The 22,885-nt window shown below is 65.7% G+C and carries 23 protein-coding genes; 21 read left to right on the top strand and 2 right to left on the bottom strand.

Translation table 11 applies throughout. From position 1 onward, the window contains the following. Position 1: 1 nt before the first annotated feature. Complete coding sequence (acuI, locus tag ACYU03_RS13260; protein WP_461885018.1) at positions 2 to 985, bottom strand: acrylyl-CoA reductase (NADPH); 984 nt, start codon at positions 983 to 985, stop codon at positions 2 to 4. Between the two features lie 213 nt (positions 986 to 1,198). On the opposite strand from acuI, the gene ACYU03_RS13255 reads away from it, so the two are divergent. Beyond that, complete coding sequence (locus ACYU03_RS13255) at positions 1,199 to 1,876, top strand: hypothetical protein (protein ID WP_461891458.1); 678 nt, start codon at positions 1,199 to 1,201, stop codon at positions 1,874 to 1,876. A gap of 12 nt (positions 1,877 to 1,888) precedes the next feature. Here ACYU03_RS13255 and ACYU03_RS13250 read toward each other — a convergent pair whose 3' ends face one another. Then, a complete protein-coding gene (locus ACYU03_RS13250; protein ID WP_461885017.1) occupies positions 1,889 to 2,818 on the bottom strand; it encodes an alpha/beta hydrolase in 930 nt (309 codons plus the stop codon). A gap of 316 nt (positions 2,819 to 3,134) precedes the next feature. Between ACYU03_RS13250 and ACYU03_RS13245 the strand changes: the two genes are divergently transcribed. From ACYU03_RS13245 to mdcH, 20 genes are all read left to right on the top strand, one after another. Then, positions 3,135 to 4,091, top strand: a complete 957-nt coding sequence (locus ACYU03_RS13245) for an AraC family transcriptional regulator (RefSeq protein WP_461885016.1) — start codon at positions 3,135 to 3,137, stop codon at positions 4,089 to 4,091. A 210-nt stretch (positions 4,092 to 4,301) separates the two neighbouring features. Beyond that, positions 4,302 to 5,660: a benzoate 1,2-dioxygenase large subunit gene (gene benA, locus ACYU03_RS13240; RefSeq protein ID WP_461885015.1), complete on the top strand. Its 1,359-nt coding sequence runs from the start codon at positions 4,302 to 4,304 to the stop codon at positions 5,658 to 5,660. Then, a complete protein-coding gene (gene benB, locus ACYU03_RS13235) occupies positions 5,657 to 6,145 on the top strand; it encodes a benzoate 1,2-dioxygenase small subunit (protein ID WP_461885014.1) in 489 nt (162 codons plus the stop codon). The genes benA and benB overlap by 4 nt, the downstream gene beginning before the upstream one ends. Before the next feature lie 73 nt (positions 6,146 to 6,218). Beyond that, on the top strand, positions 6,219 to 7,229 hold the full coding sequence (benC, locus tag ACYU03_RS13230) for a benzoate 1,2-dioxygenase electron transfer component BenC (protein ID WP_461885013.1): 1,011 nt from the start codon (positions 6,219 to 6,221) through the stop codon (positions 7,227 to 7,229). Positions 7,230 to 7,404: 175 nt separating this feature from the next. Next, entirely contained in the window at positions 7,405 to 8,166 is a 762-nt protein-coding gene (locus tag ACYU03_RS13225; protein ID WP_461885012.1) for a 1,6-dihydroxycyclohexa-2,4-diene-1-carboxylate dehydrogenase, read from the top strand. 52 nt (positions 8,167 to 8,218) lie between these two features. Continuing rightward, entirely contained in the window at positions 8,219 to 9,556 is a 1,338-nt protein-coding gene (locus ACYU03_RS13220; RefSeq protein WP_461885011.1) for an MFS transporter, read from the top strand. Between the two features lie 28 nt (positions 9,557 to 9,584). Beyond that, complete coding sequence (locus ACYU03_RS13215) at positions 9,585 to 10,706, top strand: muconate cycloisomerase family protein (protein ID WP_461885010.1); 1,122 nt, start codon at positions 9,585 to 9,587, stop codon at positions 10,704 to 10,706. A 28-nt stretch (positions 10,707 to 10,734) separates the two neighbouring features. Next, the gene (gene catC, locus ACYU03_RS13210) at positions 10,735 to 11,025 is read left to right on the top strand and encodes a muconolactone Delta-isomerase (RefSeq protein WP_461885009.1); all 291 of its coding nucleotides are present in this window, start codon (positions 10,735 to 10,737) and stop codon (positions 11,023 to 11,025) included. 51 nt (positions 11,026 to 11,076) lie between these two features. Further along, positions 11,077 to 12,003 (top strand): catechol 1,2-dioxygenase, encoded by a 927-nt coding sequence (gene catA / locus ACYU03_RS13205; protein WP_461885008.1) that lies wholly within the window; start codon positions 11,077 to 11,079, stop codon positions 12,001 to 12,003. A gap of 121 nt (positions 12,004 to 12,124) precedes the next feature. Continuing rightward, a complete protein-coding gene (locus ACYU03_RS13200) occupies positions 12,125 to 13,324 on the top strand; it encodes a benzoate/H(+) symporter BenE family transporter (RefSeq protein WP_461885007.1) in 1,200 nt (399 codons plus the stop codon). A 110-nt stretch (positions 13,325 to 13,434) separates the two neighbouring features. Further along, positions 13,435 to 14,685 carry an OprD family porin gene (locus ACYU03_RS13195; protein WP_461885006.1) on the top strand — a complete coding sequence of 417 codons (1,251 nt, stop codon included), beginning with the start codon at positions 13,435 to 13,437 and terminating at the stop codon, positions 14,683 to 14,685. A 72-nt stretch (positions 14,686 to 14,757) separates the two neighbouring features. Further along, a complete protein-coding gene (locus tag ACYU03_RS13190) occupies positions 14,758 to 15,858 on the top strand; it encodes a metal-dependent hydrolase (RefSeq protein ID WP_461885005.1) in 1,101 nt (366 codons plus the stop codon). Then, positions 15,855 to 16,580, top strand: a complete 726-nt coding sequence (locus ACYU03_RS13185; protein ID WP_461885004.1) for a TraX family protein — start codon at positions 15,855 to 15,857, stop codon at positions 16,578 to 16,580. Before ACYU03_RS13190 ends, ACYU03_RS13185 begins: the two co-directional genes overlap by 4 nt. A 264-nt stretch (positions 16,581 to 16,844) precedes the next feature. Then, complete coding sequence (gene mdcA / locus ACYU03_RS13180) at positions 16,845 to 18,506, top strand: malonate decarboxylase subunit alpha (RefSeq protein WP_461885002.1); 1,662 nt, start codon at positions 16,845 to 16,847, stop codon at positions 18,504 to 18,506. Then, positions 18,506 to 19,354, top strand: a complete 849-nt coding sequence (locus ACYU03_RS13175; RefSeq protein WP_461885001.1) for a triphosphoribosyl-dephospho-CoA synthase — start codon at positions 18,506 to 18,508, stop codon at positions 19,352 to 19,354. Before mdcA ends, ACYU03_RS13175 begins: the two co-directional genes overlap by 1 nt. Position 19,355: 1 nt before the next feature. Then, the gene (locus ACYU03_RS13170; protein WP_461884999.1) at positions 19,356 to 19,655 is read left to right on the top strand and encodes a malonate decarboxylase subunit delta; all 300 of its coding nucleotides are present in this window, start codon (positions 19,356 to 19,358) and stop codon (positions 19,653 to 19,655) included. After that, positions 19,648 to 20,502, top strand: a complete 855-nt coding sequence (locus ACYU03_RS13165; protein WP_461884997.1) for a biotin-independent malonate decarboxylase subunit beta — start codon at positions 19,648 to 19,650, stop codon at positions 20,500 to 20,502. Before ACYU03_RS13170 ends, ACYU03_RS13165 begins: the two co-directional genes overlap by 8 nt. After that, on the top strand, positions 20,499 to 21,293 hold the full coding sequence (gene mdcE, locus ACYU03_RS13160) for a biotin-independent malonate decarboxylase subunit gamma (protein WP_461884995.1): 795 nt from the start codon (positions 20,499 to 20,501) through the stop codon (positions 21,291 to 21,293). Before ACYU03_RS13165 ends, mdcE begins: the two co-directional genes overlap by 4 nt. 2 nt (positions 21,294 to 21,295) lie before the next feature. Next, positions 21,296 to 21,910 (top strand): malonate decarboxylase holo-ACP synthase, encoded by a 615-nt coding sequence (locus ACYU03_RS13155; RefSeq protein ID WP_461884993.1) that lies wholly within the window; start codon positions 21,296 to 21,298, stop codon positions 21,908 to 21,910. Continuing rightward, positions 21,907 to 22,827, top strand: a complete 921-nt coding sequence (mdcH, locus tag ACYU03_RS13150) for a malonate decarboxylase subunit epsilon (protein ID WP_461884991.1) — start codon at positions 21,907 to 21,909, stop codon at positions 22,825 to 22,827. Before ACYU03_RS13155 ends, mdcH begins: the two co-directional genes overlap by 4 nt. Positions 22,828 to 22,885: the final 58 nt, after the last annotated feature.

The raw sequence follows: 22,885 nt of genomic DNA, 5'->3' as shown, positions 1-22,885 counted from the left end.
CTCAGCGGTTCACATCGACCACCACGCGCCCACGCACCTTGCCCTGCAACAGTTCACCCGCGACTTCGATGCTTTCGTCCAGGCCGATTTCCCGGGTGATCAGTGCCAAGCGGTCCCGGTCCAGGGCTGCGCTCAAGCGCTCCCAGGCCTCGACACGCCGCGCATAGGGCTGGGTGACGCTGTTGATGCCCAGCAGGCTGACACCGCGCAGGATGAAAGGCGCCACGGTGGCAGGGAAGTCCATGCCCTGGGCCAGCCCGCAGGCCGCCACCAGGCCCTCGGCGCGGGTACCGGCGCAGACGTTGGCCAGGGTGTGGCTGCCCACCGAGTCGATGGCGGCGGCCCAGCGCTCCTTGCCCAGCGGGCGCCCTGGTGCGGACAGCTCACCACGCTCGATGATGCTGCTGGCGCCCAGGCGCTTGAGATAATCCGCTTCTTCAGGCCGGCCAGTGGCGGCGATCACTGAATAGCCGGCCTGGGCCAGCAGGCTGATGGCAAAACTGCCAACGCCGCCACTGGCACCGGTGACCAGGACCTCGCCCCGGTCCGCTGTCAGCCCATGACGCTCCAGGGCCAGCAGGCACAGCATCGCCGTATAGCCCGCCGTGCCCACGGCCATGCACTGGCGTTCGTCCAGGCCCACAGGCAGCGGGATCAGCCAGTCGCTACTGAGCCGCGCTTTCTGCGCCAACCCGCCCCAATGGCTTTCGCCCACGCCCCAGCCATTGAGCAGAACCCGGTCACCCGGCTTGTAGGCGGCATGGGTACTGGTCTCGACCGTACCGGCCAGGTCGATCCCTGGCACCATGGGAAACTGCCGGACCACCGGGGCCTGGCCGGTGATGGCCAGGCCATCCTTGTAGTTGAGCGTGCTGTAGGCCACGCGTACGGTGACGTCGCCTTGGGGAAGGCGGGCGTCCTCCAACTCGTGGATGCGGGCCTGGTACACGCCGTCGTGCTGGTCGATCAGGACTGCCTTGAACATTGCGGTCTCCTGTCTGCGTCGTTCTTGCACTGGGGCGGGTCAGGCCCCTTGGTCATGGGACATCGCACTTTTTCACATTTTGCGGCTCTATGCATGGCCAGGCCGTGCCGATTCCCGGTACGGCTGTTGATTTCACACCCGGTGCCGATGGTCGCTTCGCTCTCGACAACCCTGCTTCGAACCTCACGCCTGCCGCTGTGCGTGGCCGCGTTCATGTGCCTTGGCGCCTGCACCCAGCAGCAGGGGCGCGACATCATCACCCAGTTCGGTGAGGGCACTCCCCACGAGCTGTTCCAGACCAGCGTCGACCGCATGGCGACCCTGTCCATGCGTGACAACCTGGACAGCCTCTACCTGCTGATGAACAAACTCTACTTGCGCAATCCCAGCCAATGGAAACAGTCCGGCTTCATCGACGCCGCCACCGCCGAGCGGCAGATCCGCCAGGCCATCGAACGGCGCCAGCCGTTGCCGCAACTGGGCGACCGTCGCGATCTGGTGGCGCTGAGTTATGCCTTGAGCCCGGAGTTCCGGGGGGACCGCGTCGGTGCATTCATCTACGCCATCGGCAGCATGTTGATCACGGCCCACGGCGGGCATACCGAGTTCTACATGACCGATACCATCGACCCGCTGTTCGTCAACAACGCCGCGCGCAACATCGAAAAGGCCACTTGGATGCTCAGTCAGCGCCAGGATGCCAATGGCGTGCTGTTGCTGTTCTCCAACGAGATCTCGGAGGAGGGCCGCAACCTGAGCTTTGCCGTGGAGTTCGGCAAGATCGTCGCGCGCCTGGACCTGCTGGCGCAGATGTTGGATGAGCGCTACCGGAGGATTGGCCTCAACTACGCGCAGAGCCTGCTGCTGATGAACTTCCTGCCGGTGCAGTGAGGCTAACGCCCTTCAGGTGGCCGGCGCAGCGCTTGATGGCAACGCAGAGACATTGCTGTGCAGCAGGGCATCGATGGCCTGGCGATAACGCTGGCCGGCCAGGCTCATGCTGTTGTTGTGGCTGGCGCCGGGCACCAGTAACAGGGTCTTGGGCTGCTGCGCGGCCTCGAACAGCTGCTCACTGAAACGCGGCGGGACGTAGCGGTCGTCCAGGCCGTGAACCACCAGCAGCGGCATGGCGATGGCGCCGATCTTGTCGATGGAGTCGAACTTCTGCGACAGCAGCCAGCGCACTGGCAGGTTGGTGTTCGCTACCACGGCGGCCACATCGCCCAGGGAGGTGAAGGTGGATTCCAGGATCAGGCCCCGTGCAGGCATGGCGCCGCCGTCCTTTTCGGCCTGGCGGGTCAGCTCGGCAGCCAGGTCGACCGCCACCGCGCCACCCAGTGAGTGGCCATAGATCAGGCGTTTGCCCGGGTCGGGCTGCAACTGGCTGAAGCGCTCCCAGGCGATCCGTGCATCCTCGTAGACCGTGGCCTCCGACGGCAGGTCGCCACGGCTCTGACCGAACCCACGGTAATCGACCGCCAGCACCGAGTAGCCCATGGCATGCAACTGCTCGATACGGAACAACTGACCAGTAAGGTTCCAGCGCACCCCGTGCAGGTAGAGGATCGCCGGCGCATTGGCGCGTTTGGCCGGCCACCACCAGGCATGCAGGCTCTGGCCGTCCTGGAAGGTGCGGGGGCGCAGTTCCAACTCCTGCACCGTGCTCGGCAACCCGCGATACCAACTGGCGTTGCCGGGCTCGATGCGGAACACCAGCTCGCGCTCCTTGTGTTCGAGCACGCTGCAGCCGACCGGCAGGCCAACGACCAGGGCGGCCATGCACAATGTGGAGAGCCAGCGGCGCTTGATGCGGTCGAACAGCGATACAGCCATGGACACCTTTACCTCCGGGAATATCGAGGCGTTGTAACAGATGCCTTGGGCTTACTGTACGAAATTTCTCCCAACGGCAGGGTAGGACAGTTGCAAGCTGTGTCAGAGTCTTCAGTGTGCGGTATTCGCACGCTGATCCTTCCGGCGCATTGCCAAGGCTCGGGGATTTTGCTTAGTGTGAAGCAGCGGTGCCGACCGTCGACTGCCATTCCGACCCGGCCGCAGCTGTATAGAATGACCGTGAACGACCGCATCCACAGGCCTTGGCCGGTAGGAGGCGGCGACTAGAACAATAACGATATCGAGTGCCTTGCCTATGGAAAGCCGCCTGCTGAGCGAGCGCAGCAACGTGTTCCGACACGCCGACCCCTATGCCGTCTCCGATTACGTGAACCAGCACGTCGGCCAGCATTGCATCGGCCTTTCCCGTACCACCCATCCCCAGGCCAGCCTCAATCACCGCAAGTTCGCCGAGCTCGACCTGTGCCGCATCAGCTATGGCGGCAGCGTGCGGGTCACCTCGCCGGCGCTGGAGACCATCTACCACCTGCAGGTGCTGCTCAATGGCAACTGCCTGTGGCGCGGGCACAAACGTGAGCACCACTTGGTGCCCGGCGAGCTGCTGCTGATCAACCCGGACGACCCGGTCGACCTGACCTACTCGGAAGACTGCGAGAAATTCATCCTCAAGGTCCCGGTGCGCCTGCTCGAATCCATCTGCGACGAACAGCGCTGGCAGCGGCCCAGCGGTGGCGTGCGCTTCTTGCGCAACCATTACCGGCTGGAGGAGCTGGACGGCTTCGTCAACCTGCTGGCCATGGTCTGTCACGAGGCCGAGGTCAGCGATTCGCTGCCACGGGTGCAAGGGCACTACAGCCAGATCGTCGGCAGCAAACTGCTGTCGCTGATGAGCACCAACATCTGCCGGGAAAACCTCAGCTCGCCGACCGCCAGCCTGGAACGCATCCTCGACTACATCGAGCGCAACTTGAAGCTGGAGCTGTCCAGCGAGGCACTGGCCGAGCAAGCACGCGTGAGCGTGCGCTCGCTCTATGGGCTGTTCGACCGGCAACTGGGCACCACGCCCAAGCAGTACATTCGCCAGCGCAGGCTGGAGCGCATCCATGCCTGCCTGAATGACCCAAGCTGCCCGGTACGCAGCCTGACCGAACTGGCGCTGGACTATGGCTTCCTGCACCTGGGGCGGTTTTCCGAGAGCTACCGGCAGCAGTTTGGCGAGTTGCCGTCCGAGACCCTCAAGCGCCGGGGCTGACACCCAGCACGACACTCCCCCTGCAAGAACCAGCGTCAGTTGGCGAAGCCTTGCCGACTGACACTTGCCTCGAACCACGCATACCTCAATGTCCATGGGCCACAGGCCTTGTGCAGAAAACGGATAACGATCTGCACGAACTGGATATTGCCCCCTGACCGATCGCCCTAACCTGACCTGGCCTGAACAATAACAACGGAGGCCCTGGCCATGTCCCTGGGAATCGACTATCTGAATGCCATGCTCGAGGAAGATAGGGAAAAGGGCGTCTACCGCTGCAAACGGGAGATGTTCACCGACCCCCGCCTGTTCGACCTGGAGATGAAGCACATTTTCGAGGGCAACTGGATCTACCTCGCCCACGAAAGCCAGATCCCCAACAAGAACGACTTCCTGACCACCACCATGGGGCGCCAGCCGATCTTCATCGCGCGCAACAAGGACGGTGAGCTCAATGCCTTCCTCAATGCCTGCAGCCATCGCGGCGCCATGCTCTGTCGACACAAGAGCGGCAACCGCTCCAGCTATACCTGCCCGTTCCACGGTTGGACCTTCAACAACAGTGGCAAGCTGCTCAAGGTCAAGGACCCGAGCGAGGCCGGCTACCCGTCGAGCTTCAACTGCGAGGGTTCCCATGACCTGACCCGGGTCGCGCGCTTCGAGTCCTATCGCGGCTTCCTGTTCGGCAGCCTGAATGCGGACGTTCTGCCGCTGGTCGAGCACCTGGGCGAGTCGGCGAAGATCATCGACATGATCGTCGACCAGTCGCCGGAAGGCCTGGAAGTGCTGCGTGGCTCCAGCTCCTACATCTACGAAGGCAACTGGAAGCTGACCGCCGAGAACGGCGCCGACGGCTACCACGTCAGCTCCGTGCACTGGAACTACGCCGCCACCCAGAACCAGCGCAAGCAGCGTGAAGCCGGCGAAGAGATCAAGACCATGAGTGCCGGGGCCTGGGCCAAGCAGGGCGGCGGCTTCTACTCCTTCGATCACGGCCACCTGCTGCTCTGGACCCGCTGGGCCAACCCCGAGGACCGTCCGGCTTATGAGCGCCGCGAGCAACTGGCTGCCGATTTCGGCCAGGCCCGTGCCGACTGGATGATTGAGAACTCGCGCAACCTGTGCCTGTACCCCAACGTCTACCTGATGGATCAGTTCAGTTCGCAGATCCGCATCGCCCGGCCGATTTCGGTGAACAAGACCGAGATCACCATCTACTGCATCGCCCCCAAGGGTGAAAGCGCCGAGGCACGGGCCAAGCGCATCCGCCAGTACGAGGACTTCTTCAACGTCAGCGGCATGGCGACCCCGGACGACCTCGAGGAGTTCCGCTCCTGCCAGACCGGCTACGGCGCCGGCACCGGCTGGAACGACATGTCCCGTGGTGCCGACCACTGGGTCGAAGGCGCTGACGAAGCAGCGCGGGAAATCGAGTTGCAACCGCTGCTGTCGGGCGTGCGCACCGAGGACGAAGGCCTGTTCGTACTGCAACACAAGTACTGGCAGGACACCATGCTCAAGGCCATCGCCGCCGAGCCCACGCTGATTCCCGTGGAGGCCGTGCAATGAGCAGCACTTACGAGACCGTGCGGGACTTCCTCTACCGCGAGGCACGCTACCTGGATGACGGCGAATGGGATCAGTGGCTGGAGCTCTACGCCGCCGACGCCAGCTTCTGGATGCCGTCCTGGGACGACAACGACCAGTTGACCGAGGACCCGCAGAGCGAGATCTCGCTGATCTGGTACGGCAACCGCGGGGGGCTGGAGGACCGGGTGTTCCGGATCAAGACCGAGCGCTCCAGCGCGACCATCCCGGACACGCGCACTTCGCACAACCTGAGCAACATCGAGATCGTCGAGGAGGCCGACGGGCTGTGCCAGGTGCGCTTCAACTGGCACACCCTGAGCTTCCGCTACAAGACCACCGACAGCTATTTCGGCACCAGCTTCTACACCCTCGACCTGCGCGGCGGGCAGCCGCTGATCAAGGCCAAGAAGGTGGTCCTGAAGAACGACTACGTGCGTCAGGTCATCGACATCTACCACATCTGAATCGACCGGAAGGCGAGCGTTCGACGGTGCATCTGCGGGTACGCCGAGAACCTGCTCGCCAGCGAGGTGCAACATGAGCTTCCAGATCGCACTGAATTTCGAAGACGGGGTGACCCGCTTCATCGAGGCCGCCGGCCACGAGACCGTTGCCGACGCGGCCTACCGCCAGGGCATCAACATCCCACTGGACTGCCGTGACGGCGCTTGCGGCACCTGCAAATGCCAGGCCGAGGCGGGCCGTTACGACCTGGGCGACAACTTCATCGAAGATGCCCTGAGCGAGGAGGAGATCACCGAGGGCTACGTGCTGACCTGCCAGATGCGCGCACTGAGCGACTGCGTGGTGCGGATACCGGCGTCGTCGCAAGTGTGCAAGACCCAGCAGGCCAGCTTCGAGGCCGCCATCAGCGACGTGCGCCAGCTCTCCGAGAGCACCATCGCCCTGTCGATCAAGGGCGAGTCCCTGAGCCGCCTGGCGTTCCTGCCTGGCCAGTACGTCAACCTGCAGGTGCCGGGCAGCGAGCAGACCCGCGCCTATTCCTTCAGCTCGTTGCCGAAGGACGGCGAGGTCAGCTTCCTGATCCGCAACGTGCCGGGCGGGCTGATGAGCAGCTTCCTCACGGGGTTGGCCAAGGCCGGCGACAGCATGACCCTGGCCGGCCCCTTGGGCAGCTTCTACCTGCGCGAGATCCAGCGGCCCTTGCTGTTGCTGGCTGGCGGTACCGGGCTGGCGCCGTTCACGGCGATGCTGGAGAAGATCGCCGAGCAGGGCAGCGCCCATCCGCTGCACCTGATCTACGGGGTTACCCACGACTTCGACCTGGTCGAACTCGACCGCCTGGAAGCCTTCGCCGCGCGGATTCCCAACTTCAGCTTCAGCGCTTGCGTGGCAAGCCCTGAGAGCCAGTACCCGCAGAAGGGCTACGTTACCCAGCACATCGAGCCGCATCACCTCAATGACGGCGATGTCGACGTGTACCTGTGCGGCCCACCACCAATGGTTGAGGCGGTCAGCCAGTACATCCGCGAACAGGGCATCACCCCGGCCAACTTCTACTTCGAGAAGTTCGCCGCCGCGGCCTGAACCTTTTCATGGGGCCGCACGCATCGTGCGGGTACGGGCGGCCTCTTTTTTATTCCGAACTGTGTAGGAGCGGGCTTGCCCGCGATAGCGAACGACCATACGGCATCGCTGCTCTTGCGGACGCTATCGCGGGCAAGCCCGCTCCTACAGGGGCGTGGCGAACGGGAGAACACACATGAACAAGCGATTCCAAGGCAAGGTCGCCCTGGTCACCGGCGCGGCCCAGGGTATCGGCCGCCGGGTATGCGAACGGCTGCGGGGCGAGGGCGCGCAGGTGGTGGCGGTGGACCGCTCCGAGCTGGTCCACGAACTGGAAGGCGAGGGCGTGCTGACCCTGACCGCCGACCTGGAGCAGCACGACGATTGCGCCCGGGTGATGGCGTCAGCGGTGCAGGCCTTCGGCCGCTTGGACGTGCTGGTCAACAACGTCGGCGGCACGATCTGGGCCAAGCCGTTCGAGCACTACGAGGTGGCGCAGGTCGAGGCGGAAGTGCGCCGTTCGCTGTTCCCCACCCTGTGGTGTTGCCATGCCGCACTGCCGTACATGCTGGAGCAGGGCAGCGGCGCCATCGTCAATGTCTCGTCCATCGCCACCCGCGGCGTCAACCGCGTGCCCTATGGCGCGGCCAAGGGCGGGGTCAACGCACTGACCGCCTGCCTGGCCTTCGAGACCGCCGAACGCGGTATTCGCGTCAATGCCACCGCGCCCGGTGGCACCGAAGCACCGCCCCGACGCATCCCGCGCAACAACGCCGAGCCGAGCGCCCAGGAGCAGGCCTGGTACCAGCAGATCGTCGACCAGACCGTCGACAGCAGCCTGATGAAACGCTACGGCACGATCGACGAACAGGTCGGCGCGATCCTCTTCCTGGCCTCCGACGAGGCCTCCTACATCACCGGCGTGACCTTGCCGGTGGGTGGTGGCGATCTGGGTTGACCACGCCGCCAGCAAGGGTTTCTAGACAACAAAAACAACAGAGACAGATGCCATGCGAAAAATAGACGTGTACCCGATCATCGATAACGCCCGTTTCACGCCCTTTCACTGGATGGTCATGGGCTGGTGCGCCTTGTTGCTGGTTTTCGACGGCTACGACCTGTTCATCTATGGCGTGGTGCTGCCGGTGATCATGCAGGAGTGGGGCCTGACCCCATTGCAGGCCGGCGCCCTGGGCAGCTATGCGCTGTTCGGCATGATGTTCGGTGCCCTGGCGTTCGGCAGCCTGGCCGATCGCATTGGTCGCAAGAAGGGCATCGCCATCTGCTTCGCGCTGTTCTCCGGCGCGACCATCCTCAACGGTTTCGCCAGCAGCCCGAGCGAATTCGGCGTCTATCGTTTCGTTGCCGGCCTTGGCTGTGGCGGCTTGATGCCCAACGCCGTGGCATTGATGAACGAGTACGCGCCCAAGCGCTTGCGCAGCACCCTGGTGGCGATCATGTTCAGCGGCTACTCCCTGGGCGGCATGCTCTCGGCGGGTGTCGGCATCTACCTGTTACCGCGCTTCGGCTGGGAGTCGATGTTCTTGGTCGCCGCGCTGCCGCTGCTGCTGTTGCCGGTGATTCTGCATTACCTGCCCGAGTCCATCGGCTTCCTGGTCCGCCAGGGACGCACCGACGAGGCCCGCCGACTGCTCAAGCGCCTCGACCCGGCCTGCGATCTGCAAGCGGACGATGAACTGCAATCGCACGACGCCAAGGGCAAGGGCGTGTCGGCGCTGGCGTTGTTCCGCGATGGCCTGGCCGTGCGCACTTTGGCGCTCTGGGTGGCGTTCTTCTGCTGCCTGCTGATGGTCTATGCGCTCAGTTCCTGGTTGCCCAAATTGATGGCTAATGCCGGCTACAGCCTGGGCTCCAGCCTGTCGTTTCTGCTGGCCCTGAATTTCGGTGGCATGGCCGGGGCGATCCTCGGAGGCTGGCTGGGCGACCGCTTCAACCTGGTCAAGGTCAAGATCGCCTTCTTCATCACGGCCGCCGTGTCCATCAGCCTGTTGGGCCTGAATAGCCCCATGCCGGTGCTCTACCTGCTGATCTTCATCGCTGGCGCCACCACCATTGGCACGCAGATCCTGCTCTATGCCGGGGCCGCGCAACTGTACGGCCTGTCGATCCGCTCCACCGGCCTTGGCTGGGCCTCAGGCATCGGCCGCAACGGCGCTATCGTCGGGCCGCTGCTGGGCGGGGCCCTGATGGGCATCAACCTGCCACTGCAACTCAACTTCATCGCCTTCGCCATTCCCGGCGCCGTGGCTGCGCTGGCCATGGCCGTGCACGTGGCCAGCGGCAAACGCCAGCGCCTGACGGCAGCGGCGGCCGGGGCGCAGGCGTAACCCCATTCGCTCAACTGGAGGCCTTTACATGACACACGCACTGATCGAACGGCTGGACGCGATCATCGTCGACCTGCCGACCATCCGCCCGCACAAGCTGGCGATGCACACCATGCAGCAGCAGACCCTGGTGATCCTGCGCCTGCGCTGCAGCGACGGCGTGGAGGGCATCGGCGAGGCTACCACCATCGGCGGGCTGGCCTACGGCTACGAAAGCCCGGAGGGCATCAAAGCCAACATCGATGCGCACCTGGCGCCAGCGCTGATCGGCATGGCCGCGGACAACATCAATGCAGCCATGCTCAAACTGGACAAATTGGCCAAGGGCAACACCTTCGCCAAGTCCGGTATCGAAAGCGCGCTGCTCGACGCCAAGGGCAAGCGCCTGGGCTTGCCGGTCAGCGAACTGCTGGGCGGGCGCGTGCGCGACAGCCTGGAGGTGGCCTGGACCCTGGCCAGCGGCGACACCGCCCGCGACATCGCCGAGGCCGAGCAGATGCTCGAAGCGCGGCGCCACCGCATCTTCAAGCTGAAGATCGGTGCCAACCCGCTGGAGCACGACCTGCGCCACGTGGTGGCGATCAAGAAGGCCCTGGGCGATCAAGCCAGCGTGCGGGTTGATGTCAACCAGTACTGGGACGAGTCCCAGGCCATCCGTGGTTGCCAGGTGCTGGGCGACAACGGCATCGACCTGATCGAGCAGCCCATCTCACGCATCAACCGTGGCGGCCAGGTGCGCCTGAATCAGCGCAGCCCGGCGCCGATCATGGCCGACGAATCCATCGAGAGCGTCGAGGACGCCTTCAGCCTGGCCGCCGACGGCGCCGCCAGTGTGTTCGCCCTGAAGATCGCCAAGAACGGCGGCCCGCGTGCCGTGCTGCGCACCGCGCAGATCGCCGAGGCAGCGGGCATTGCCCTGTATGGCGGGACCATGCTCGAAGGCTCGGTCGGCACCCTGGCCTCGGCCCATGCCTTCCTCACCCTCAAGCAACTGACCTGGGCCACCGAGCTGTTCGGCCCGTTGCTGCTGACTGAAGAGATCGTCACCGAGGCGCCGCTCTACCGCGACTTCCAGCTGCATGTCCCGCGCAGTCCGGGGCTTGGCTTGAGCCTGGACGAAGAACGCCTGGCGCGCTTTGCCCGCCGCTGAACCCTCTGCCCGTTGAAGGAGAACCACCATGCTGTTCCACGTGAAGATGACCGTGAAACTACCGGTCGACATGGACCCGGCCCAGGCCGCCCGGCTCAAGGCCGACGAAAAGGAGCTGGCCCAGCGTCTGCAGGGCGAAGGTAAGTGGCGCCACCTGTGGCGCATCGCCGGCCACTACGCCAACTACAGCGTGTTCGACCTGGCCAGCGTCGAAGAGCTGCACGACACCCTGATGCAACTGCCGCTGTTCCCCTACATGGACATCGAGGTCGATGGGCTCTGCCGCCATCCCTCGTCGATCCACGCCGACGATCGTTGAGCGGCGGTTTTTCAAGCATCCCTTGTACAAGAACAACATGAGGTAAGCACCATGACCGTGAAGATTTCCCACACTGCCGAGATCCAGGCGTTCTTCGAAGAGGCCGCAGGCGTTGGCAACGACAACGGCAACCCGCGCCTCAAGCGCATCGTTCTGCGCGTACTGCAGGACACCGCTCGGTTGATCGAGGACTTGCAGATCAGCGAGGACGAGTTCTGGCATGCGGTCGACTATCTGAATCGCCTGGGTGGTCGTGGCGAGGCCGGGCTGTTGGTCGCGGGCTTGGGCATCGAGCACTTCCTCGACCTGCTGCAGGATGCCAAGGATGCGCAGGCCGGCCTCACCGGCGGTACCCCGCGTACCATCGAAGGCCCGCTGTACGTGGCCGGCGCGCCCATCGCTGAGGGCGAGGTGCGCATGGATGACGGCAGCGAGGAGGGCACCGCCACCCTGATGTTCCTCGAAGGCCAGGTGCTCGACCCGCAGGGCCAGCCGCTGGCCGGTGCGACCGTCGACCTGTGGCACGCCAACACCAAGGGCACCTATTCGTTCTTCGATCCGAGTCAGTCCGAATACAACCTGCGCCGGCGCATCATCACCGATGCCGAAGGCCGCTACCGCGCCCGCACTATTGTGCCGTCCGGCTATGGCTGCGACCCGCAGGGGCCGACCCAGGAGTGCCTGGACCAGCTCGGCCGCCACGGCCAGCGTCCGGCCCATGTGCACTTCTTCATCTCGGCGCCGGGGCACCGCCACCTGACCACCCAGATCAACCTCTCGGGCGACAAGTACCTGTGGGACGACTTCGCCTATGCCACCCGTGACGGCCTGGTGGGCGAGGTGGTGTTCCGCGAGGACGGCGCCCGTGGCGTACCGGGTCGTTACGCCGAGCTGAAGTTCGACTTCCAGTTGCAGAAGGCGCCCGATGTCGCTGCCGAGCAGCGCAGCGCACGGCCACGGGCGTTGCAGGGGGCCTAAAAACAGAAGGTTCTGCGTCGGCCACAAGAACAGAGGTATGTAGGGGCCCTGTGGCTGCTGCCGCAGCCTGCGCGATCGAGGGCGTAGCCCTCGCCGTTTTCCATAGCTTGCGAGAGGTCCCATGAAAGACCTGTTCAAGGATTGTTCGCTGTCCGCCTTGGTGGCCGGGATGATCGCCACGCTGATCTCCTACTCCGGCCCTCTGGTGTTGGTGTTCCACGCCGCCGAAGCCGCGCACCTGTCCCGCGCCATGCTGTCGTCCTGGGTCTGGTCCATTTCCATTGGCAGTGCCGTGCTGGGCGCCGTGCTCAGCTTGCGTTACCGGGTGCCGGTGGTGATCGCCTGGTCGATTCCGGGGTCGGCACTGCTGGTCAGTGCCTTGCCGCAGTTCGGCCTGGAGCAGGCGGTCGGGGCTTACCTGGTGGCCAACCTGATCCTGCTGCTGATCGGCCTGAGCGGTGCCTTCGACCGCATCATCGCGCGTTTGCCCGGTTCGATCGCTGCCGGCATGCAGGCAGGCATCCTGTTCAGCTTCGGCACCGAGGTGTTCCGCGCCTTGCCGGTACAGCCCGTGCTGGTCCTGGCAATGTGCGTGACTTACCTGCTGATGCGCAGGGCCTGGCCACGTTACGCGGTGGCGGGTGTGTTGCTGGTAGGCGCGGCGATCACCCTGGGGAGTGGCCAGTTGCGCAGCGAGGCACTGGTGCTGGAGCTGGCTTCGCCGCAATGGATCACACCTGAGTTCAGCCTGCCGGCGATGGTCAGCCTGGCCTTGCCGATGGTGCTGGTGGCCTTGACCGGGCAGTTCATGCCGGGCATGGCGGTGTTGCGCAATGCCGGCTACGCCACCCCGGCCAGCCCGATCATCAGTGCCAGCGCCATCGGCGGCGCGCTGCTGGCGCCCTTTGGCTGCCATGGCCTGAACCTGGCCGCCGTCACCGCCAGCTTGTGCACCGGCCGCGAGGCTCATGAAGATCCACGGCGGCGCTACATCGCGGCGTTGTCCGGTTGTGCCCTCTACCTGCTGCTGGGCATCGCCGGAGCGACTTTGATGTCGCTGTTCGCCGCCTTTCCCGCCGCGCTGATCGCCGCGTTGGCCGGGTTGGCGCTGTACGGAGCGATCAGCGAGGCCTTGGCACGCAGCCTGGCCGAGCCCAACGAGCGCGACGCGGGGCTGTTCACCTTCCTGGTCACGGCGTCGGGCGTGTCTTTCCTGGGCCTGTCGGCAGCCTTCTGGGGGCTGCTGTTCGGCCTGCTGGCCCATGGGCTGCTGGCCGCGCGACGGCCACCTGCCGAGGTGGCGCTGCGTCGCAGCCACTGAAAAGGAGCCATCACCACAAGCGACATCCTTGCTGTCCCGGGCCGCGTGCCAACCGGCGCGCCGCCTCGCTAGCTGCTTCCCAATAAAAACAAGATCAGAGAGCTACCGAAATGAACCACACCCCTTGCGTTGCCCTGGGCATCACCTTGCTCAGCCAACCCCTGCTGGCCGCTGAAAGCGATTTCTTCAAGGACGCCAAGGCCAGCCTGAGCGCCCGCAACTACTACTTCAGCCGCGACTTCTCCGACATCGTCGGGGCCAACCAACAGTCCCGGGCCGAGGAGTGGGCCCAGGGCTTCATCCTCGACTTCAAGTCCGGCTACACCCCTGGTGTGCTGGGCGTTGGCGTGGATGCCATCGGCGTGCTGGGCATCAAGCTCGACAGCAGCCCGGACCGGGCCAACACCGGCCTGCTGCCGGTGCACGGCGATGGCCGCGCCGCCGACGAGTACAGCCGCCTGGCGCCAACCTTCAAGGCGCGCTTGTCGAAGACCGAACTGCGCATTGGCGAACTGCAGCCGAACCTGCCGGTGCTGACCTTCAGCGATATCCGCCTGCTGCCACCGACCTACCAGGGCTTCAGCCTGAGTTCGGCGCAAGTCGAGGGCCTGACCCTGCAAGGCGGCCGCCTGCGTTCGACCCACCTGCGCAACGAAGGCGGCGACGGCAAGATGGCGGCGATGCTCGGCCATGTGCCCATGCGCCAGGCCCAGAGCGATGGCTTCAACTACCTCGGTGGCGACTATGCCTTCAATGGCAATCGTAGCAGCGCCAGCCTGTGGTACGGACAGCTCGAAGATATCTACGAGCAAGGCTTCATCGGGTTCAAGCACAGCGAGCCTGTGGGCGACTGGCTGCTCAGCGCCAACCTGGGCTATTTCACGGCCAAGGAAGACGGCGATGCGCGGCTGGGCAAGATCGACAACCAGGCGTTCTTCTCCCTGTTCACCGCCAGGCACGGCGGCCACAGCGTGCACCTGGGCTACCAGGGCATTTATGGCGACAGCCCGTTCCCACGGGTGTTCGCCAATATCACGCCGCTGGGCAACGAGGTGCCGACCTATGAGTTCGCCTATACCGATGAACGTTCCTGGCAATTGCGCTACGACTACAATTTCGCTGCCATGGGCGTGCCCGGCCTGACGGCGACGGTGCGCTACATCACCGGCAACAACGTCGACACCGGGCAGGGGTTCGAAGGCAAGGACCGGGAGCGGGATATCGATATCGGCTATGCGGTCCAGGGTGGGGTCTTCAAGGGCTTGGGCATCCGCGTGCGCAATGCCGTGGCGCGCTCGAACTACCGCAGCGATATCGATGAGAACCGCTTGATCCTGATGTACAGCTGGCAGTTGTTCTGAGGCGCTCGACAAGCCCACACGCCCAGAACACATGTGGTAGGTTTCCCTGACTGTATTCGCAGGGGACGCACAGTGGATTCATTGACGCAGGCCGTACTGGGCGCAGCCCTTCAGGGCGCGGTGTTGGGGCGGGTACAGGGCCGGCGTTCGCTGATCTACGGCGCGGCCCTGGGCACGGTGCCGGACCTGGATGTGGTGATCAGCTACGCCGACCCGGTGTCGCAGATGACCTACCACCGAGGCTTCTCCCATTCGATCTTCGTGCTCAGCGGTCTGGCCCTGGTGCTGGCCTGGCTGGTCGCCACGGTCGCGCGCAAGCGCTGGCCGAACCGGGGCTACAGCGGCCCCAGGCTGTTCTTGGCATTCTGGCTGGTACTGGTCACCCACCCGGTGCTGGACTCGTTCACCGTCTATGGCACCCAACTGTTCTGGCCGCTTCACAGCATCCCGGAAAGCTGGGCGGCGGTGTTCATCATCGACCCCCTCTACACTGTGCCGTTGCTGGCCGCAGTCATCTACGCCGCGCTCAAGGGCATGGCCGGGCGTAGCGTGCCGCTGCTGGTCGCGGCCCTGGCGTTCAGCACGGCCTACCTGGGGTTCGGGTTGACGGGACGGGTCATGGCCGAGCAGCGCTTCAAGGCGGCGCTGGACGAGCAGGGTATCGCCGTCACCGAGCTACGTGCCGTGCCCATCGCCTTCAACAGCCTGGTATGGCGGGTGCTGGCCAAGACCCCGGATGGCGGTTACTACGAGGGCGTCAGCAGTTGGTTCGACCGTGGCCCGCCGGAGTGGCAGCGCCAGCCCCTGAACCTGGACGCCGCAAGGATCTTGCACGACGACCCCCTGCACGAGCGGCTGCGCTGGTTCACCGGCGACTGGCTGCGCTATGACATCGTTGGCGACGCGCTGGTGGTGACCGACCTGCGCATGGGGATTCCCGGCAACTACACCTTCCGCTTCAACATGGCCACTCGGGATGATCAGGGGCGCTGGACGCCAAGCACGCCATCGTTGTGGATCGGCGCGGGGGCTGGCTCGATGTTCAATGCCGATGACCTGGCGTTGATCTGGCGGCGTATCGTCGCCCAGCAACCGCCGTTGCCCTTGGCCCGCTGGACCCACCAGTACCTGGACCGAGCGACACTGCCGGGCGCGGAAGAACACGGCCAGTGACCAAGCTGCCAGACACCACGCGCCGAGCCGGCCTGGACCTGCTCAAGTGGATCGCTATCGTCAGCATGATCGCCGATCACCTGCGCTACCTGTGGCCCCGGGCCGAGGCCTTGTTCGTCGTGGGTCGCCTGGCATTCCCGCTGTTCTGCCTGGCGATCGCCGCCAACGTCGCCCGCACCCGTCCGGACGCAGTCTGCACCCAAGGCAACGCCCGCTACCTGGGTTGGCTGCTGGTGTTCTCGGTGATCTCCGAACTGCCTTACCGCTGGCTGGACAACGGCTCTGTGACGCTCAACGTGATCCCCACCTTGACCCTGGGCCTGTTGGTCGCCTGGGGAGTGCATCACCGCACCGGCATGGCCGGCAGGGTGGCGCTGGCAGCGGTGCTGGTGGCGACCCTGGCCAGCGATGCGCTGATGTATGGCGTGCCGGGCGTGCTGCTGCCCTCGGCATTCCTGATCGCGATGGGGCGGGGAGGACTGTACTGGCTGCTGCCGGGGCTGCTGGCTGTGGCCGGCAACCTGACCAATGCCTGGGTGCTGGAGAATGCCAGCGAACCCTTCTCGGTCATGGTCCTGGCCAGCGCCTTGTGCTCGGTGCCGTTGGGGGCGTGGCTTCTCCGCTTGGACGACCGGCATCGCATCTGGCCTGTGGGGCGCTGGGGTTATTGGTTCTATCCGCTGCACCTCGCGGCGATCAAAGGCTTGAGCCTCCTGGCGTGAGGCCGGGAGCGCACTTGCAAGGAAACGACATGATCAGAATCTTATGGGCAGCCGCCTTGTTGCCAGCGTTGGCGATGCCAGCCATGGCCTGCGAGGTGCAATTAGCCGATGGACTGTGCAGCCAGCGATCGATCGCAAGGCGGTCGCGGTACTACAGGCGACGATCATTAACCTGAACGTAACGATCACCCACCCTGCTTGATTGATGGTCTTTCGGCCAACGGCCTAAGGTGGCTCCACGACAGCGCAACAGTGGAGCCCACAATGACAACAAGACCCAATCCTGCGCCGCAATGGTCGCGCCGGCGTGCCGAGAAGCAGCGCCGCCTGGCCCTGGTGCGCCACCTCGCCGACGGCGCGGTGCTGCCCGGAGAGCGCATCGTCGAGGCCCTCGAAGCCTTGATCGCTCCGGGCGATCGGGTGGTGCTCGAAGGCAACAACCAGAAGCAGGCGGACTTCCTCTCGCGCTCGCTGGCCAAGGCCGATCCGGGCCGTTTGCATGACCTGCACATGATCATGCCCAGCGTCAGCCGCGCCGAGCACCTGGACCTCTTCGAGCGCGGCATCGCCCGCAAGCTCGACTTTTCCTTCGCCGGCCCACAAAGCCTGCGCATCAGCCAGTTGCTCGACGACGGCCTGCTGGAAGTGGGCGCCATCCACACCTACATCGAGCTTTACTCGCGCCTGCTGGTCGACCTGATCCCCAATGTGGTCCTGGCCGCGGGCTTCATGGCCGACCGCGAAGGCAACATCTACACCGGGCCCAGCACCGAAGACACGCCAGCGCTGGTGGAGCCGGCAGCCTTCAGCGACGGCATCGTGATCGTCCAGGTCAATCAACTGGTGGACAGGGTCGAGGACCTGCCACGGGTGGACATTCCCGCGTCCTGGGTCGACTTCGTGGTGGTGGCCGACAAACCGTTCTATATCGAGCCGCTGTTCACCCGCGACCCGCGCCATATCAAGCCCGTGCATGTGCTGATGGCGATGATGGCGATCCGTGGCATCTACGAGAAGCACAATGTCCAGTCGCTCAACCATGGCATTGGCTTCAACACCGCCGCCATCGAGTTGATCCTGCCTACATACGGTGAATCCCTTGGCCTGAAAGGCAAGATCTGCCGCAACTGGACGCTCAATCCGCACCCGACGCTGATTCCGGCCATCGAGACCGGCTGGGTGCAGAGCGTGCATTGCTTCGGTACCGAACTGGGCATGGAGGACTACATCGCCCAGCGGCCGGACGTGTTCTTCACCGGCCGGGACGGCTCCATGCGCTCCAACCGCATGATGTGCCAGCTCGCCGGCCAGTACGCCGTGGACCTGTTCATCGGCGCCACCTTGCAGGTGGATGGCGATGGCCATTCCTCGACGGTCACTCGCGGTCGTTTGGCCGGCTTCGGCGGGGCGCCGAACATGGGCCACGACCCCCGTGGCCGCCGCCATGCGACCCCGGCATGGCTGGACATGACCACGCCGGACACCTTGCTCGAGCGCGGCAAGAAGCTGGTGGTGCAAATGGTCGAGACCTTCCAGGAGGGCGGCAAGCCGACCTTCGTGGAAACCCTGGACGCGGTCGAGGTGGCGAAGAAGGTCGGCATGCCCCTGGCACCGGTGATGATCTATGGCGACGACGTCACCCACCTGCTCACCGAAGAGGGCATCGCCTACCTCTACAAGGCCCGCAGCCTGGAAGAGCGGCAGCGGATGATCGCCGCCGTGGCCGGGGTGACCGCCATCGGCCTGCGCCATGACCCGAAAGACACCCTGCGTATGCGCCAGGAGGGGCTGGTCGCCTTGCCCGAAGACTTGGGTATCCACCGCAATCAGGCCAGCCGCACGCTGTTGGCGGCGAAAAGCATCGCCGACCTGGTCGAGTGGTCCGGCGGCCTCTACAACCCCCCAGCGCGTTTCAGGAGTTGGTGATGAGAGCCCTTGTCCACAACCCGGCGTTGCCACTTGGCGACGCACTGGCCGACCTCGCCGTCGAGGCGCTGATCGATGAAGCCGACCTGTCGCCCAAGCCCGGCCTGGTCGACCGCCGTGGCAGCGGCGCGCACCAGGACCTCAGTCTCGGCCTGATGCACGCCTCGGCATTGGCTTTGTGGCCTTGTTTCAAGCAGATGGCCGAGGCGGGCCAGGCGCACGCCGCCATTGGCGCCCCCTTGCGCGAGGCGCTGGGGCGTATTGGCCGCGAAGGCGAGCTGGCGATGCTGGCCACCACCGGCGGGGTCAACACCCACCGTGGCGCGATCTGGGCTCTTGGCCTGCTGGTCGCGGCCAAAGCGCTGAACCCTGCCACGACCGACGCCCGGACCCTGGCACTGCGTGCCGGGCGCATCGCCCTGATCGAAGACTCGGCTGCCCCGCGAACCGACAGCCATGGCAGCAAGGTCCGCCAACGCTACGGTGTGCGCGGCGCGCGGGAAGAAGCGCAACTGGGCTTTCCAACAGTGATCGGCCACGGTTTGCCGCAACTGTTGCGCAGCCGTGCGGCCGGGGTCAGCGAGGCCCATGCGCGGCTGGACGCGTTGCTGGCGATCATGGCGGCCTTGACCGACACCTGCGTGCTCTGGCGTGCCGGCATGCAGGGCCTGGCCGCCATGCAGCAAGGGGCCCACGCGGTGCTGGAGGCCGGCGGCAGCGCCAGCCTCGCTGGCCGTCGCCAACTGCGCGCGCTGGACGCCCGCCTGCTTGAACTCAACGCCTCACCGGGTGGTGCCGCCGACCTGTTGGCCGCCTGCCTGTTCCTCGATAACGCCGGGAGCCTGTGATATGGAAACCCTTGAATTTCAATTTCCCGCCGGCCAGCCGGCCCGGGGCCGCAGCCTGGTGGGCTGCGTCAGTTCGGGTGACCTCGAAGTACTCATGGAACCGGGCACGGCCGGAACCCTGGATATTCAGGTGACCACTTCGGTCAACGGCAGTGCGCCGCGTTGGGCGCAGGTGTTCCAGCGCCTGTTCGAAGGGCGCGCCTTGCCCGCCCTGAAGATCGACATCCATGACTTCGGCGCCACCCCGGGTGTCGTGCGCCTGCGCCTGGAGCAAGGCTTCGAGGAGATCGCCCATGACTGATACCACACGCCTGCTGCAAGCGCGCAGCTTCGTTGAACTCGGTGCCCGCCAGCGGGCCAATGCCTTGCTCGATGCCGGAAGTGGCCGCGAACTGTTGGGCCCCTTCGACCGGGTCATGTCGCCTTGGCTGTCGCAGCAGGGCATCGTGCCCCAGGCCGATGACGGGGTGATCATCGCCAAGGGCCGTATTGCCGGGCGCCCGGCCGTGGTCGCGGCCATCGAGGGCGGGTTCCAGGGAGGCAGCCTGGGGGAGGTCGGCGGCGCCAAGATCGCCGGTGCCCTGGAATTGGCCATCGAGGACAATCGTCAGGGCATACCCACCTGCGCCGTGCTGCTGCTGGAAACCGGTGGTGTGCGCCTGCAGGAGGCCAACCTGGGGTTGGCGGCCATCGCCGAGATCCAGGCCGCGATTGTCGAGCTGCGCGAGTATCAGCCTGTCGTCGGCCTGATCGCCGGGCCGGTGGGTTGTTTCGGCGGCATGTCGATCGCCGCCGGATTGTGCAGCCACCTCATTGTGACCCAAGAGGCGCGGCTGGGCCTCAACGGTCCACAGGTGATCGAACAGGAGGCTGGTGTCGAAGAGTACGACTCGCGTGACCGGCCATTCATCTGGAGCCTCACTGGGGGCGAGCAGCGCATGGCCAGCGGCCTGGTGGATGCCTATGTCGCCGATGACATCGAGACCCTCCGTACCACCTTGCAAGGCCTGCTGGCCGAGCCGGGGACAGCGCAACCGCGCAGCCGCCGGCATGCCTGGTTCCTCGAACGCCTGGCCCGCCTGGGCAACGAGTGCGAGCAACTCGACGCTACCAGCGTGCGCAACCTGTACCAAGGAGACCGGACATGAGCCGAGGACTGAACTGGCTGGCCGCCCTGGCCGGTAGCGAATCTTTGCCGGGCTTCCCAGCGTCGCTGCGGGTGGCTGATGGCGAGCTGGACAACCGCCTGGCGCGTTTCATTGCCGTGGTGCCCGACGCCAGCAATCCATTCCCACGTGCCCGCAATGGCGAGGCGGGCCTGCTCGAGGGCTGGGGCCTGGCCAAGGCGGTGGACGAGGCAATCGAGGCGGATGCCGGGCATGAGCAAAAGCGGGCGCTGGTGGCGGTGATCGATGTGCCCAGCCAGGCCTATGGCCGCCGCGAGGAGGCCCTGGGCATCCACCAGGCCCTGGCTGGCGCAGTGGACGCCTATGCCCGCGCCCGGCTGGCGGGTCACCCGGTGATCGGCCTGCTGGTGGGCAAGGCGATGTCTGGCGCCTTCCTGGCCCACGGTTACCAAGCGCAACGCCTGATCGCCCTGGAAGACAGCGGGGTCATGGTTCATGCGATGGGCAAGGCTGCCGCCGCGCGCATCACCCTGCGCAGCGTGGAAGAGCTCGAGGCCCTGGCCGCTAAGGTGCCGCCAATGGCCTATGACCTGGACAGCTACGCCTCGCTGGGACTGCTCTGGCAACGGCTGCCTGTCGAGGCGGCGGAAACGCCAACCGCCACCGACCTGGCCCGGGTGCGCGAGAGCCTGGCCCAGGCGGTGCAGGATATCGGCACCTCCAGCGACCTGTCCTGCCGCCTGGGCGGGCCCAACCGCCACGCTTCGAGCCTGGTCCGCGAACGCCTGCGGACGCAGTGGCGGGAGGCTTGAGCATGGACGCGCCACGTCCTCACGACCTGCTCTGGGGCCTGTCCCCGGAGGCGCTGCCTGACGCCGCGCCGACCTGGGCGCGCCAGGTGCTGGCCGACGGGCAGCCGGTGGTGGTGCGGCGTGCCCGGTGTGCCCCAGGCTGGGTGGCGGTGGGCGTGCGCGGGGGCTGCCGCGAGCAGCGCCTGGCCTGGCAGATGGCGGTGGAGGATATCCAGCGCCTGGTCGCCCCCGAACACCTCAGGCAGGAACGCCCTGGCGGCTTGCCGGCCTTGCAGGCGCTGGCCCATGTCGCGCCGTTGCTGGACTCGACCGGGCTTGCCTGGGGGCCGACAGGTGGCGCGGGCTATCAGCTCGCTACGGGTGTCGCGGTGTTGCATGCCGCCAGTGACCTCGACCTTGTTCTGCGCACGCCGTGCGTGTTCGACCGGCAGCAGGCCCGGCGGCTGTTGGCCAAGCTCGATCCGGCGCCGTGCCGGGTCGATCTTCAGTTGGAGACGCCACAAGGCGCCGTCGCTCTGCGGGAGTGGGCCGGCGGCGCTCGCCGTGTCTTGCTCAAGTCTGCACAGGGAGCACGTTTGGTCGCTGATCCTTGGCAGGCGTTGGAGTGCGCGGCATGAGCAGCCTGTTCGCCTTCCCGGGCCAGGGCGCCCAGCAGCCGGGCATGCTGCACCGCCTGCCCGACGAGGCCTCGGGGTATCTGGAGGAGGCCAGCGATGTGCTGGGTGAAGCGGTCCTGGCCCTGGACAGCGCCGAGGCTTTGCAGTCGACCCGGGCGGTGCAGCTCTGCCTGCTGGTCGCTGGCGTTGCCAGCGCGCACTGGCTAATGCAGCGCAGCCCTGAACCGGATTACGTGGCGGGGCTGTCCATCGGCGCCTATGGTGCCGCCGTAGTGGCCGGCGCCCTGGGTTTCGCCGATGCCGTGAGGCTGGTGGCCTTACGCGGGGAGCTGATGCAACGGGCCTATCCCCAGGGGTACGGAATGACCGCGATCGGCGGCCTGGACCTGGGGCAGGTGGAGCGACTGCTGGCCGAGGTGGGCGGCGAGGTGTTCATCGCCAACCTCAATGCCGACAACCAGATCGTCATCGCGGGCAGCGAGGTGGCAATGGCCGCGGTGGCTGAACGTGCGCGTCAGCGTGGGCCGGGCGTGGCCAGGCGCCTGGCGGTGAGCGTGCCTTCCCATTGCCGGTTGCTGGCAGCACCGGCGCGGGAGCTGGCCCAGGCTTTCGCGCAGGTGGCGCTACGCCGACCCGGCATCGCCTACCTGAGCGGCAGCACAGCGCGGCTGTTGCTCGACCCTGAACGCCTGCGCGAGGACCTGGCGTTCAACATGGCCAGGGTCGTCGACTGGCGTGGTACGTTGCGCAACGCCTATGAGCGCGGCGTGCGCCTGCACATCGAGATGCCGCCCGGCAACGTGCTCAGCGGCCTGGCGCGGCGGGTGTTGGAACAGGGCAGGGTGGTCGCTTTCGACGGCACCCGGGCCGATACGCTGGACGCCCTGTTGCGTCAGGAGGTGAACCAGGAGCGATGACCGCGTTGCAACTCGAAGGACAAGAACAAGCAACTTCGACCTAAAACCGAGGACAACA

The organism is Pseudomonas sp. X10 (assembly GCF_054889225.1).
This window is presented reverse-complemented; position numbering and strand designations above follow the sequence as displayed.